The sequence below is a fragment of the Xanthomarina arctica genome (assembly GCF_014638915.1).
In the GTDB taxonomy this organism is placed as follows: Bacteria; Bacteroidota; Bacteroidia; order Flavobacteriales; family Flavobacteriaceae; genus Xanthomarina; species Xanthomarina arctica.
On the sequence record NZ_BMFQ01000001.1, the window covers coordinates 158,699 to 172,300 of the forward strand.

The window sequence follows — 13,602 nt, forward strand, 5'->3', positions numbered from 1 at the left end:
TTTTTTAATAAATTTATGTTTCATAAACTTTACGCAATGAAACAGATTCTATTATTAACAGACTTTTCTGCAAACTCTAAAAATGCTATTACTTATGCTTTACAGCTATTTGAAAAGCAAGCATGTCACTTTTTAATCTTACACATTCCTACGAAATCTATTTATTCTACTAGCGATTTAATGACTATTGGAAATAACAGCATTTACGATTCTTTAGTTAAAAAAGCTGAAAAAAAATTAGATAAATTTGTAAAAACTCTTGAAGCCACTTCAAATAATAAACATGCTACTTTTGAAGCGATTGTAGATTATGATATGCTTACAGATTCTGTGAACCAAATAATAAAGTCTAAAAAAATTGATTTAATTGTCATGGGAACAAATGGCGTAACTGGAGCAAAAGAAGTTGTTTTTGGAAGTAACACTATAAATGTTATAAGAAAAGTAGCATGTACAACTCTAGTTATACCTAAAGGTTTTAAGTATAAAACCCCTAAAGAACTATTTCTTCCATTAGACGTATATGACTCATTAAATAGCGAATCCTTTTTAAAATTAAAGAGATTCGCTAAAAAGTTCAATGCATCCTTTAACATTATGCGTATTATAGAAAATAGTGTGGTTTCTGAAACCGAAAAAACAGATCGAGAACACATAAATACACATCTTAACGACATAACTCACGCCTATCTTTTAGTAAAAAACATAAGATTAGATCAGGCTATTAACCAATATTTAGAAACCCATGAAAAAATGGACATGTTGACGCTACTTGTTCAGAAAGAATCTGCTTTCGAACGTTTCTTAACTGGTTCAGACACTAAAAAAATAAGTCAAAATTTAAAAGTCCCTTTGCTTATATTGCATAGCCAGTAATTTTATCAATTAAATATTCGATTTAGTTTAACTTCTTTTATAGTATAATTTCTTCAACATCCCATAATTTCGGGATTATTGCATTCCAGTTATAAGTGTCCTTTAATTTAACTCGAAAAGCATCTAAAGAATTAGGTTCGCCATGAATTAAAAAGACTTTTTCCGGAATGTTTTTTATCTCGCTAGTCCAGTCCAATAAATCTTTTTGATCTGCATGAGCAGATAAACTCTCGATGTGTTTTACACTTGCTTTTACAGGATAATATTTTCCAAAGAATTTAATTTCGTGAGCTCCTTCCAATAATTGTCTACCTCGTGTACCTTCAGCTTGAAAACCAACCAATAAAACCGTTGTTGCAGTTTCATCTATAAGTTGTTGTAAATAGGTTAAAACCCTTCCTCCTGTTACCATACCGCTTCCAGCAATAATTATTTTTGAACGTTTATCGTCTATGGTTTCCCAGGTTTCCTTGTAAGATTGAATGATATTGACGTGGTTGCACATGGCGTGATATTCTTCGTCTGAAAGTTTATGCCATTTTGGAAATTGATTAAAAACATCCAAAACGTTATTTCCCATAGGACTATCTATAAAAATGGGAATGTTAGGGATTTTATTTTTCTTATATAATTTCCAAAGGATATACATTAAGGTTTGAAGCCTCTCTACAGCAAAACTTGGAATAATTAAGTTTCCTTTTTTATGAATGGTTTCCTTAATAATTTCAGAAAGTATGGTGTCGAGATCTTCTTCTGGGTGCAATTTATTTCCATAGGTACTTTCAATAAATAAAAAATCTGCCAATTCTGGTTTTTTGGGTTTATCTAACAAGTAATCGTTTACTCGCCCTATATCTCCAGAAAACACAAAACGCTTCCCTAAAATATCCAATTCAATAAAAGTCGCTCCAATAATATGTCCGTTATATTGAAATCTATACGAGATGTTTTCTGTTAGTTTTATCCATTTATCGGCTACCTCTGGCTGAAACATTCTTATGGTTTTCTCTGCCTCACGGGCATTATAAAATGGTAAGGCTGGATGATGTTTTGTATAATTTTCTTTGTTAGCTTTTTCCGCTTCTTCTTCGTGGATTTTTGCGCTATCCTCAAGAATAATTTTTGCAATGGCCAAAGTTGGAGCAGTACCTATTATATTACCATGAAACCCTTGTTTTACTAGTCTTGGTAAATAACCTACATGGTCTAGATGTCCATGGGTTAATAAAACCACATCTATTTCTTCTACATCTACGGAGAGATTGCTCCAATTTAATTCCCGCAGTTCTTTAAGGCCTTGAAACATGCCACAATCAATCAAGATATTTTTTTCTGATGTTTCTATTAAAAACTTGGAACCTGTTACGACGCCTGAAGCTCCCAAAAAATGAATTTTAACTATATTTTTCATATTTTAACTATCACAAAGTGGTTTAATTTCGTTTAGAATCTTTTCTTTTCTTACTTCTGAAATCCCTAAATGATCCAGATAAAAAGCATCTCCAATTAAATCTCTGCACAAAACGACATCGCGACTTAACAGGAATTGTTTTTCTCTATTGGTAAGCAATGTCGAAACTGTTATTGGATACAAGCCGAGTCTATCTATTTTATTTTTTAAACCATCCTCTTTGGGGTAATCCCAACTTAACAACTTTAAACCTATACATTTTCCATACTGAATCGCATCTTCAGTAAAACGAGTATTAGTTACAACCCAACCTTCATTTAAGTTACTTTTATGAGGTTTAGAATCCCAATACTGTTTAACATCCTTAAACCTGGATGCGATATAAAGTGGTATTTTCACATTACAATTTCTGCCTTCTTCGTTATGAAATTTACATTCCACAATAGTTGTTTCTTCATTTTTATAGGCAACTACATCAATTTCATGTGTGACACAATGTCCCTGTAAAATTTTTCCAACCTCAGCACGGTAACCAGAATATGTAAAAATAGTGGCAACAAATTTCTCAAAAGGAAATCCTGTGGGGCCTAATTCATAAATGGCTTTTTTTAATTTGTATTTAGAAGCAAAATAAGTTTTCTTCTTTTTTAACAAGGCAAATGCTCTGTTATATATTTCTTTGGTTGAAATACCTTGATATAATTCGTCCCGAACCTTATTGATTATTTGGTTTACAAGTTCGTTGTCTGCTCCAGAATGGCTTAACGAAGTCCGTAATTTTTCTATTGAGAACTTCACTTTTTCACCAGACGTTTTTATGATTTCTATATTTGGATCCATAGGTTTTATTTAAAGTTTTCAAGAATTTTACATAGCAATTACACGTTTCTTTTTTGATTTGGCTGGAATAACTAAAAACGGAACGCTTAAATGAAAACCTATTTGGCTAATGGTAGATTTAAAAAATAAGTTTTCGAAAAATGAGTGTTTGTTGTTAATCATAACCAATAAATCTATTTGTGTTTTTGACTGAAAATCTGAAATAGCTTTGGTTACTTCCTGACTTTTAACACTATGAAAATTTGTTGTGCAATCTTTCAATAGTGTTCCTAACTTCGTTCTATTACTCTCTTGCTCTTTGGTTAAATCTTTACCATAAGACACATTCAAAACATGTACTTTAGAATTCTGGTTTTTAGACAACTCAATAAGAGGCTTTACTTGTTTGTTTGTGTATTCTATTTCATAATCTGTAGGAAATAAAATATTTAGAGTAGTTTCAAATTTAAAATTATCAGGAATGGCCAAAACAGGACATTTCACGTGTTTAAATACATGAACCGTATTAGAGCCAAACAAAACTTCTTTTGCACCAGTTGCTCCCTTGGTACCCATAACAACGTAATCTATTTGTTTTTCTTTTACCAATTCTTCAACTTCTAAATTAAGTGTATTGAAAACTGCATTTGAATCAAAAGCATGTTTAGGATTATTGAAGGTTTCTTGAATTTTCTTTTCAATAAGCTTTAAACTTTCTACAGCTTGGTCCCGAACTATATTTGCCAAATCCAATTGTGAAGGACTTAACGCAACATATCCTGCATCATATACAATAGGTGTGTAAGTGTGTACCAAATAAAATATGCATATATCGTCTTTAAATAGTTGCAATGCATAGGAAATAGCATTCCATGAGTTTTCCGAAAAATCTGTTGGTAATAGTATTTTTTTCATAATTATATTTTTAATTAAATACGTTTAATATTCTGTAAGACTAGAAAAGGAATTTCTATATGCAAACTAATTTTAGAAACAGTAGATTCAAACAAAATATCCTCTAAAAACGATTGTCTGGTATTTACCATAACTAGCATGTCTACCTTTTTACTTTTTAAATAATTTAAAATAGTGTTTTTGACATCTTTTTGTTTAATAAATGTAAAATTAATTTGATTTTTACACAGCTCATTTTTAATAAACATCTTGTTATCTTCTTGACGCATAGATAGTTTATTAGAAGTCGAAATATAAACCATATCAATCATGGCTTTAAAAGAATAGGCCATTTCACAAATCAATTTTAACTCCCTTCTTTTATTAGGAATTATATAATTTGTTGGAAACAATATGTTTTGAGGTTGTACATATTTATAATTTTCCGGAATGGCCAAAACAGGGCATTGCACATATTTTAAAACTTGTAATGTATGAGATCCAAAGCTTACATGCCTGTCGTTTGTCTCACCTTTGGTTCCCATAACAATAATATCTATATTTTCTTTATCCACGATTCTATCTGTTTCATCCACAAGAATACTGTTAGATGAAATAATATGATATTCGTGTCTCGGATTAGGCGAAATTTTCTTAACCTGTTTTAAAATGTTTTCTAATTTTTCAACTGAATTATTATGAACAGTTTTAGTTACAGAATCCAGCTTTTCCCTATGTAATAAAGATTCATCGTTATAAATCTCATCTTGATATGCATGCATGATATAAAATTTACTGATATCGTACTTAAAAAGCTCTAAGGCATATTTTACAGCATTCATGGCGTTATCTGAAAAATCTGTAGGAATCAATATTTTTCTCATGACAATTCTTTTAGTATTAGGACTAAAACTAATGTTTAGTTAAAGGAAAAACTATGATAATTATCAGAAGAAGCTACTTTATAAAACAAAAGCGAGAAAGTTTAACTTTCTCGCTTTTTTAAGAATTCGACAGTATTAAATAACTCTTTTTAAATTTGAACCACCTTTAAATCAATAAAGACTTCTTAAATAAAGTTAAACAACAACTAAGGAATTCAATTTTGATTATGTACTTTAACACAATAACCTTTAACCATATAAACACTATATTTATAAGGTAAAAGTAAACCATATTTAAGGGGTGAAAAATGATATTTATCAGCTTTAGACCTAAAAGAAGAAAAGCCAGAAATATAATTCCTGGCTTTACTCGATTAATAGCTTAAATCTAAAAATGGTTCCTCAATCATTGTTAGATTTATTTTCAATTCTATCTTAAGTAGATAGTTTCAAAAGATAAATACTTCTTGTAAAAGAACTATCGTTTTATTTACATTACTAAGATATAACGAAATTAAAATACTTAAAATGATAACTATCAGGTTTAGTGTTTTTCACAGCAAAAATCTAGTAAGGCACAATATTGTAGGCTATATTTAAAAGAAAAACACCTATAATAAAAAGTAACATATAAATTAGTTGAACAAATTTTACATTTATTACATTAAGCCTTTTAACAGTTTGTTTTGGAAAACTAAACAAGGCTAAACCTTCTAAGAGAGCCATCCAGCCAATTAAGGTAATAATAAGTTTCCAGTTTGCTTCCCAAACATTGTGTAATAAAATATTTATTAAACCAACAATAATGGCAATAAATGAAACGATAATCAAGAATTTTTCATCTTTTAAATCGTTAAAAATCTGTTTGATTCTTCTTGGATTAAAGCTTAATATTATAAAAAAAACTAGTAAATACCAACCCCAAAATTTAGCTAATAGAATAGAAATATCCATAATTATTTATTTTTAATTGTGAAGCACCAAAAACGGAATGTTTATATGGTAGCTTATTTCCTCCACCTTTGAATGGAATAAAATTTGCTGAAAATAATTCAAGTTTTTGGCTACCATTATCATCAAGTCTATGTCTCTGCTTTCCGCAAATTCCTGGACTGCAACTTCAATGTTTTTATTGGTTAAGAAATGAAAGCTATGACTATTTGCATGAAAATAATCTTCAAGCAACTCTTTATTTTTTATTTGATCCCTATTTAAATTAGCTGTTTTTTTACTAATATGAACAACTCTCAAGGATGCCTCGTTATCCTGAATAATTTTTAAAATAGGTTCTAAAGTATTGATGCTATATTGCATCGAGAAATCTGTTGGAAAAGCTATTTCTTTAATTTTAGAATAAGTAGCCAATTCTGGTACCATTAAAGTTGCACATGGTACCTTGGTAATAATGTCCCCTGTGTTACTACCAATAATTGTTTTTCGTAACCCCGAAGCACCTTTGGTACCCATAACAATAAGATCGATGTTTTTCTCTTCAACATGTTCTCTAATAGATTCTACAAAAAAATTATAATCGGAAATGGTATAAAACGTATGTTTTTTATTTTGAATCTTGCAGGTTGCTATTCGATTTAACAACGCATTTAATTGTGCTTTAGCAGGTTTTGTATAAATGGATTCTATAATATCTTCAGTAGGCAAATAAGGTGAATCACTTAAAACAACATTGCCTAATCTATTGACATGTAGTAAAAAAAAATTACAAGCGATATTCTCGTGAAAATCCAAAGCAAACTTTATGGCATTCCATGAGTTTTCTGAAAAATCTGTTGGCAATAAAACATTTTTCATTTTTTAATAACTTAAAACTCAAAAGTAAGTCGAGAAAGCACCTTATAAAATGATATAAATCATATTGCCATGAATCTAATTGCTTAATAAATATCTTTAAGTCGCTCCAAATCTAGAATTCTAATATTTCTTCCTTCAATTTCAATAAGACCTTGCTTTTTAAAATGGGTCATGGTTCTAATTAAGGTTTCGGTAGCAATTCCAGCGACACTTGCTAAATCGTTTCTTGAAATTCTAATAGGTTCGTCCGGTTTTCTATTTAATTTTTCTGAAAATTTTATTATTGTTTGAGCTGTTTTTTGATTTACAGATCCATAAGCCATTTGCAATAACTGCTCTTTCACGTTAAACAGATTGTCTGTTAGTAATTGAATTAATTCTAGGGCAACATGATGATTATTTTCTAAAACTTCTTTTAAAATGTTTTTAGAAACACTCACCAAAGTGGTTTCCTTAACTGCTGTGGCAGATTCTTGATAAGGGATATTTTGGATGAATGAGGTATAACCAAATAAATCATCTTCTTTATAAAGTGATGTAATAAGCTCTTTGCCTTTTTCGTCTAGATTATGACATTTTACAATGCCTTGGTTTATTAAAAAAATAGCATTGGAATGTTCGCCTTGTCTATAGATAACATCTCCTTCGGAAAAATGAATGATATCTCCATTATCGTCCAAAAAGTTTTTTAAATCATTTAAGGTTTTTAATTCAGATTCATTATCGTTGGCCAGCTTACTGCTATTTTTCGCCTCTTTTAAGATTGAAGCTTTTGCTATCCTACTTTCTATTGCGCTTATTAAATCGATTTCATTATAAGGTTTTGATAAATAATCGTCGGCGCCCAAATTCATGCCTTTTCTAACATCTTGTTGTTCGGTTTTTGCCGATAAATAAATAAAGGGAATCTGATTTGTTTCTGGATTTTTTGAAAGCTCATCTAACACGCCATATCCATCCAATTCTGGCATCATAATATCACAAATAATAATGTCAGGCAAATGCTTTTTTGTCATTAAAACTCCTAATTTACCATTCGAAGCTGTTAAAACCTTATAATTTGAAAGCTCTAATAACTCTGCTGTATTTTCTCGTAAAACAATATCGTCTTCAATTAATAATATGGTTCTCATTTGGTGTTATTTAGTGTTTTTTTTTCCAAACTATAGATTCTTAATAATTAAAACATGGATGTTTCATTACTGGGTTTATTTGGTAAAGTAATTGTAAAGGTACTTCCTATGTGTTCTTGGCTTCTAAAGACTAAGGTACCACCTAAATTCTCAATATGGTTTTTAACAATATTTAAACCAATTCCTGTACCTTGAATAGTCAATACATTTTCTGCTCTAAAATAACGATTAAAAATGTTTTTTTGATCTGCTTCTGGAATACCAATACCCTGATCTTTAATTTTAAAAACCGTTTGGTTTTTCTTTTGGGATATCTTAATTTCAATATGCCCATTTTCTGGTGAATATTTAATAGCATTATGAATGATATTGGATAAAGTGAGCTCTAATATTTTTTCATCTTGATGCAAGGACAATTCATCTATGTTCTCCGGATATTTAATTTTCTGACCATCCTTTAATAACATGTTCGAGTTGTATATAACTTCATTAAGCACGGAACTTAGTTTAAAGGTTTTAAAATGATATGTTACTTTTCCCGCATCCAATTTCTCAACCGAAAGAAAATCATTTAAAATGTTATTTAAATTATTAACAATATTGCTAATAGTATTAATATGCTTATCTCGTTTATCTTGCTGTTCCTCAAAATGATATTTTTTCAATAGCATGGCCGAGGTAAGAATACCACTTAAAGGCGTTTTAAACTCATGTGACACTAAAGATAAAAACTTTGTTTTCAACTCGTTTAGCTCTATTTCTTTTTTTAACGCTATTTTCAATTCTTTGGTTTGCTCCGCAACTTGTTCTTTTAAATCTTTAGCATGACTTTCTAGTTGAAATTGAGTTTTCTCTATATACTTGTTTGTTAGATGTTTTTCAATTGCAATTCCTGCTAGTTTGACACCAACCTCAACTACTTGTTTGTTAAGGTTTTTGAATTCTCGTTCTTCTTTTCTATAAATGGCAAATGTTCCTAAAACGACATTTTTAGATGACAGAATTGGAATAGACCAACAAGATTTTAAGCCAAGTGGTAAAACCAAATGCTTAAAATTCTGCCAATATTCATGGGTTTCAATATTTGAAACAACCAACTCTTTTTCCAGAAACATATTTGTGCCACTAGTGTCTAAATGTTCACCAATTAGCTCACTATTTATGTTGTTCGAATAAGCTTCTGGTAAACTTGGAGCAACTAAGCTTTTCAGTTTTTGCTCCTCTTGATCCAATAATAAAACAGACATAAAAACATCTTCAAATTGGTCTTCAATTAAAAAAGCAATATCCCTTAAAATAGTTTTTAAAGGCGTGTCCAATACCATTAATTCTAGTATCTGATTTTGTTTAATTTTAAAAAGTTCCTGTCTCTTTCTTTCCGTTATATCCAAAATTATGGCTACAAAAACTTCTTTGTCCTGTAAATTAGACAATTGCAAATGGACCTCAACGGGATAAGTACTACCATTTTTACGTTGATGTATCGTTTCGAAATTTAGTTTCTCTACACGTTTTCCTAATAAAATATCTATTTCCTTTTTAAAACCATCCACGCTGTAATCTGGCTTGATATCGACAGGAGTCATTTGTTTTAACTCGTCCATAGAATAACCTAGGTTTTTTACAGCGCCATAATTAGCACTTAAAAACAATAAACTACTTGAGTCAAAGACAAAAATCTCGTTTAAAGACTCGTCTAAAATGGTAGCTAGATGTGTTTGGTTTTCCTCTGCTAATTTACGTTGGGTAATATCATTTTGAATCCCGATATAATGGGTAATTATGGCTTCATTATTTTTTATGGGAGTCAAGTGAAGTTCATTCCAGAACATGTTACCATTTTTTTTGTAATTACGTAAAACAGCATGACAGCTTTTGCCTTTGCTCAAGGCATTTTTAATTTTATCTATACTTTTTTGGTCTTTATCGTCTGCTTGTAAAAACCTGCAGTTTTTGTTAAGAATTTCATCTTGAGAATAGCCGGAAATTTTTTCAAAAGCTTCATTGGCATAAATAATGGGATGATCTTTTTGCAAGGCATCTGTTATAACAATACCATTACTCGCATATTGCAAGGCTTTACTTTTTATATTTAAATTCTTTTCTATTTCTACACGTTTGGAAATATCTATTACCAAAGCCATAACATAAGCTTTGTTTTTTATTGTAAACGGATTTAATCCAACTTCTAGAGGAAATGTGTTACCATCCTTTTTTATACCATAAAGAACCCTATCCATTCCCATAGCACGTTTTTCTCCATTTTCAAAAAATTTCTTATAATATGTTGTATGGTCTTTATGAAAGTTTTTTGGGATTAAAGTGTCAAGCGACTTATTTAAAAGTTCCCCTTCTAAATAACCAAACATTAATTCTGTAGCAGAATTTAATGAGACTATCTCTTGGTTTTCATCCACAATTACTATCCCTTCTGAAATAGCTTCAGAAAGGATTTGAAAAATCTCTTGGTTATTTTTTAACATACGTTATTTAGAATAGGTATTAAACTTTTAAAGTTAGTTGTTTTTTTATAGAATGGATGAAATTTCAAGCCTAAACAAATGTTAGATTTTAGTTAAAAGGTGAGTCTGAGCAATATCATTTCATATCATTTTTTCTATCTTTAATTTGTTTAAATAATTCTAATCTTAGTATTATGAAAAACAAAAAACATTTAAACGTTCCATTTTATGAAATTCTCGGCAAACTTTTTTATGCTATTGCAGCCATAGATGGTGCAATTAAACCCGTGGAATTTAATAAACTAAAAGAAATTATAAAAACCCAATGGTTAGATGAAACAGAAGATAATTTCCAAACTGATGCTATTTACCAGATTGAGGTTGTTTTTAATTGGCTAAATGTGCAAAACAACTTAAATAGTGAGGCATTATTTAAAGACTTTGTAGAATATAAAAACGAGCATAATCATTTTTTTACTCCTCCTATTAAGAAATTGATAATAAAAACGGCACATGGCATTGCAGATAGCTTTTGTAGAAAAAACAAATCTGAACTTATTTTGCTTGCTAAATTAGATATGGAATTAAAAAAAACAAATGATTAACCTAAATGAACCAAATTAAAAACTGGATTCTAGAAAATCCTACAATTTATAGTATTGCAAAATTTGTTCTAATTGCCACATTTGTACTGGTTATAATTCAATTTTTAAGACGCTTTTTAAGAAAAAGCATTTCAAACACAACGGCACGTTATAAATCTCAAAAAACCGTGGAATTTGTAGGTTATGTGCTGTTAGTTATTTTATCCTTTTCTTATTTTACAGGAAACATCAAGGACTTTACTTTAGCTATTGGGTTGTTTTCTGCAGGTGTTGCTTTTACACTTCAAGAGTTAATTTTAAGCATTGCAGGATCTATTTATATTTTTGTAGTTAATGTCTATAAACCTGGAGATAGAATTGAAATTAATGGTATAAAAGGAGATGTTATTGATGTAGATAGCATGTACACAACCATGATGGAAATTGGACAATGGGTTTCTAGCGATAATTACAGTGGTAGAATTGTAAAATTAAGCAATGCTTTTGTTTTTAAAGGTCCTATTTACAACTACTCTCAGGACTTTCCTTTTATTTGGGACGAATTTAATTTACCCATAAAATACGGTTCAGACATAGAATTAGCAAAATCTTTAGTGATTGACATTGCATCAAAAACACTCTCTGAGTTCACTGCTAATTCCAAAGCACAATGGAAAGAGGTCGTGAACAAATATTATATAGAAGACGCTATTGTAGAACCAACCCTAGCCATTACATTAACAGATAATTGGGTTCAGTTTAATTTAAGGTATATTGTAGATTATAAAAAACGAAGGGTTACAAAACACGAATTAAACGACAGCATCAGGAAAGCTTTTGAAGGCACAAACGGCAAAGTAGTTTTAGCTTCAACAACCATAGAGCTTGTTAAAATTCCTGAAATAAAAGTCGATATCAATCCATAAAAAACAGTATTATAATTTATGAAAAGCTATTCATTTTTCACCATTTCACTCCTATGTTTGGCCATTTTTATAGTTGATTTTTTAGCATTTTATTGGTTAATATCTATTACGGACCTCATTCCTTCTTCCTTTTTAAAGTACACTATTTACATTCTATTTTGGTTTTTCACACTGGGTTTAATAGGATCTATTATGGTATTAAAAATAAGGTTAGACGACATACAACCTAGAAGAAAGCAGTTGCTTATTTCTTCATTATATGGCTTAACAATTTCGTCTTTTATTCCTAAAATTATTTTTGTAGTTGTAATGGCCATCCTCTTTTTTACCAATTATGTATTTTCCGAAAAGGAATCTCATATTGTTATTCCACTTATTGGATTATTTGCTGGCTTTTTACCATTTTTCGCGATTGCTTATGGTATTTTTAAAGCTAGATACAACTTCAAAGTACACCATATAAACTTAACTTACAATCATTTACCAGAGGCGTTCCATGGCTTAAAAGTGGTGCAGATTTCCGACTTACATTTAGGAAGTTTCAATCATAATTTTCAAATTCTTGAACGAGCTATAAAAAAAATCAATCAGTTAGAACCAGATTTCTTGTTTTTCACAGGAGACCTTGTAAACAACTTTGCTTGGGAATTACGTGGTTGGCGAAAAGCCTTCAGACATTTTTCACCCAACATAAAAAAATATGCCGTTTTAGGAAATCATGATTATGGCGATTATAGCAAATGGGATTCTAAAGAAGCAAAGCAAGAAAATTTTGAAGCCATCAGGACCTTTTATAAAGAAAACGATTTCAATCTCATGATGAACGAGTCCGAAATCATTGAAAGAAAAGGCGAAAAAATTGCCATTATTGGTGTAGAAAATTGGGGTAATCCACCCTTTAAACAATATGGAGATTTACAAAAAGCATTGAAAGACTCAAAAGATGTTTCGTTTAAAATCCTCCTCTCTCACGATCCTTCACATTGGCCTGAAGAAGTTATAGAGCAAACCGATATTGCCTTAACCCTTTCTGGACACACACATGGCATGCAAGCAGGTTTCAAAATTAAAAATAAAGAATGGAGCCCTATAAAATATAAATACAAGCACTGGGCAGGATTATACAAACAAAACAACCAATATCTATATGTAAATCGAGGTTTAGGTTGGCTTGGTTTTCCTGGTAGGTTAGGTATGCGCCCTGAGATTACGCTTATAGAATTTCAAAAAGAATAAATTTTCAAACTGATTTATGTCATAAACTTAAACCCCAAAATGTCTTAAGTTAGATGCATATTTTTTCGATTGAAATAACGCTTTAAAACAGACAAGATGATAACTACTTTAGAAACTAAGGAATGTCAGTATATACTAAGTAATAATTACATTGGTCATTTAGGATACATCTTCCAAAACAAACCATATGTCGTTCCAATAACCTATTTTTATGATGAAAAAGAAAATCACATCATTTGTTATTCTGGGGAAGGACATAAAATTCAAGCCATGAGAAAAAATAACCAGGTGTCTATTCAGGTTTCTGAAATAGAATCTGTAAATAACTGGAAATCTGTTTTGGCTCATGGCACATTTCATCTATATTTTGGTAGTGAAGCAAGAGCTTACCTACATGAATTTTCATTAGGTGTAAAAAGTGTTATTACAGAAAAAGAACATCAGACAGTTAATTTTATAAGCGAATTTTCAAGTAAAATTTATAAAGACGAAACGCCATTTGTGTTTATAATTAAAGTAACAGAAGTAACTGGCAAAAAAAGAATTCACTAAAAATATTATACTTTAT

At 30.2% G+C, this 13,602-nt stretch carries 13 protein-coding genes; 5 read left to right on the top strand and 8 right to left on the bottom strand.

The annotated features are described in order from the left end of the window. Positions 1 to 36: 36 nt before the first annotated feature. The gene (locus IEV77_RS00680) at positions 37 to 876 is read left to right on the top strand and encodes a universal stress protein (protein WP_188460862.1); all 840 of its coding nucleotides are present in this window, start codon (positions 37 to 39) and stop codon (positions 874 to 876) included. Positions 877 to 913: 37 nt separating this feature from the next. Here IEV77_RS00680 and IEV77_RS00685 read toward each other — a convergent pair whose 3' ends face one another. The 8 genes from IEV77_RS00685 to IEV77_RS00720 form a co-directional block, all read right to left on the bottom strand. Beyond that, on the bottom strand, positions 914 to 2,287 hold the full coding sequence (locus IEV77_RS00685; RefSeq protein ID WP_188460865.1) for an MBL fold metallo-hydrolase RNA specificity domain-containing protein: 1,374 nt from the start codon (positions 2,285 to 2,287) through the stop codon (positions 914 to 916). A gap of 3 nt (positions 2,288 to 2,290) precedes the next feature. Beyond that, complete coding sequence (locus IEV77_RS00690) at positions 2,291 to 3,127, bottom strand: ATP cone domain-containing protein (protein WP_188460867.1); 837 nt, start codon at positions 3,125 to 3,127, stop codon at positions 2,291 to 2,293. A 27-nt stretch (positions 3,128 to 3,154) separates the two neighbouring features. Next, positions 3,155 to 4,021, bottom strand: coding sequence for a universal stress protein (locus IEV77_RS00695; RefSeq protein WP_188460869.1), 867 nt, complete (start codon positions 4,019 to 4,021; stop codon positions 3,155 to 3,157). Between the two features lie 14 nt (positions 4,022 to 4,035). Then, on the bottom strand, positions 4,036 to 4,884 hold the full coding sequence (locus tag IEV77_RS00700) for a universal stress protein (RefSeq protein WP_188460871.1): 849 nt from the start codon (positions 4,882 to 4,884) through the stop codon (positions 4,036 to 4,038). A gap of 567 nt (positions 4,885 to 5,451) precedes the next feature. Then, positions 5,452 to 5,838, bottom strand: a complete 387-nt coding sequence (locus IEV77_RS00705) for a hypothetical protein (RefSeq protein ID WP_188460873.1) — start codon at positions 5,836 to 5,838, stop codon at positions 5,452 to 5,454. A gap of 12 nt (positions 5,839 to 5,850) precedes the next feature. Further along, the gene (locus IEV77_RS00710; protein WP_188460875.1) at positions 5,851 to 6,693 is read right to left on the bottom strand and encodes a universal stress protein; all 843 of its coding nucleotides are present in this window, start codon (positions 6,691 to 6,693) and stop codon (positions 5,851 to 5,853) included. Positions 6,694 to 6,776: 83 nt separating this feature from the next. Next, on the bottom strand, positions 6,777 to 7,826 hold the full coding sequence (locus tag IEV77_RS00715; RefSeq protein ID WP_188460877.1) for a response regulator: 1,050 nt from the start codon (positions 7,824 to 7,826) through the stop codon (positions 6,777 to 6,779). A gap of 47 nt (positions 7,827 to 7,873) precedes the next feature. Further along, a complete protein-coding gene (locus IEV77_RS00720) occupies positions 7,874 to 10,309 on the bottom strand; it encodes a PAS domain S-box protein (protein WP_188460879.1) in 2,436 nt (811 codons plus the stop codon). Positions 10,310 to 10,482: 173 nt separating this feature from the next. On the opposite strand from IEV77_RS00720, the gene IEV77_RS00725 reads away from it, so the two are divergent. The 4 genes from IEV77_RS00725 (at position 10,483) to IEV77_RS00740 (ending at position 13,586) form a co-directional block, all read left to right on the top strand. Beyond that, a complete protein-coding gene (locus IEV77_RS00725) occupies positions 10,483 to 10,893 on the top strand; it encodes a hypothetical protein (RefSeq protein ID WP_188460881.1) in 411 nt (136 codons plus the stop codon). Between the two features lie 5 nt (positions 10,894 to 10,898). Continuing rightward, a complete protein-coding gene (locus IEV77_RS00730; RefSeq protein WP_188460883.1) occupies positions 10,899 to 11,798 on the top strand; it encodes a mechanosensitive ion channel family protein in 900 nt (299 codons plus the stop codon). A gap of 18 nt (positions 11,799 to 11,816) precedes the next feature. Then, a complete protein-coding gene (locus tag IEV77_RS00735) occupies positions 11,817 to 13,034 on the top strand; it encodes a metallophosphoesterase (RefSeq protein ID WP_188460885.1) in 1,218 nt (405 codons plus the stop codon). A 96-nt stretch (positions 13,035 to 13,130) separates the two neighbouring features. After that, entirely contained in the window at positions 13,131 to 13,586 is a 456-nt protein-coding gene (locus tag IEV77_RS00740; RefSeq protein ID WP_188460887.1) for a pyridoxamine 5'-phosphate oxidase family protein, read from the top strand. Positions 13,587 to 13,602: the final 16 nt, after the last annotated feature.

What these genes read in the sequence shown, in the direction of transcription:
- IEV77_RS00700 (WP_188460871.1), bottom strand. Translation starts at nt 4,884, where the DNA reads ATGAGAAAAATATTGATTCCTACAGATTTTTCAGATAACGCCATGAAT.
- IEV77_RS00720 (WP_188460879.1), bottom strand. Translation starts at nt 10,309, where the DNA reads ATGTTAAAAAATAACCAAGAGATTTTTCAAATCCTTTCTGAAGCTATT.
- IEV77_RS00740 (WP_188460887.1), top strand. Translation starts at nt 13,131, where the DNA reads ATGATAACTACTTTAGAAACTAAGGAATGTCAGTATATACTAAGTAAT.
- IEV77_RS00680 (WP_188460862.1), top strand. Translation starts at nt 37, where the DNA reads ATGAAACAGATTCTATTATTAACAGACTTTTCTGCAAACTCTAAAAAT.
- IEV77_RS00715 (WP_188460877.1), bottom strand. Translation starts at nt 7,826, where the DNA reads ATGAGAACCATATTATTAATTGAAGACGATATTGTTTTACGAGAAAAT.
- IEV77_RS00705 (WP_188460873.1), bottom strand. Translation starts at nt 5,838, where the DNA reads ATGGATATTTCTATTCTATTAGCTAAATTTTGGGGTTGGTATTTACTA.
- IEV77_RS00690 (WP_188460867.1), bottom strand. Translation starts at nt 3,127, where the DNA reads ATGGATCCAAATATAGAAATCATAAAAACGTCTGGTGAAAAAGTGAAG.
- IEV77_RS00730 (WP_188460883.1), top strand. Translation starts at nt 10,899, where the DNA reads ATGAACCAAATTAAAAACTGGATTCTAGAAAATCCTACAATTTATAGT.
- IEV77_RS00695 (WP_188460869.1), bottom strand. Translation starts at nt 4,021, where the DNA reads ATGAAAAAAATACTATTACCAACAGATTTTTCGGAAAACTCATGGAAT.
- IEV77_RS00710 (WP_188460875.1), bottom strand. Translation starts at nt 6,693, where the DNA reads ATGAAAAATGTTTTATTGCCAACAGATTTTTCAGAAAACTCATGGAAT.
- IEV77_RS00685 (WP_188460865.1), bottom strand. Translation starts at nt 2,287, where the DNA reads ATGAAAAATATAGTTAAAATTCATTTTTTGGGAGCTTCAGGCGTCGTA.
- IEV77_RS00735 (WP_188460885.1), top strand. Translation starts at nt 11,817, where the DNA reads ATGAAAAGCTATTCATTTTTCACCATTTCACTCCTATGTTTGGCCATT.
- IEV77_RS00725 (WP_188460881.1), top strand. Translation starts at nt 10,483, where the DNA reads ATGAAAAACAAAAAACATTTAAACGTTCCATTTTATGAAATTCTCGGC.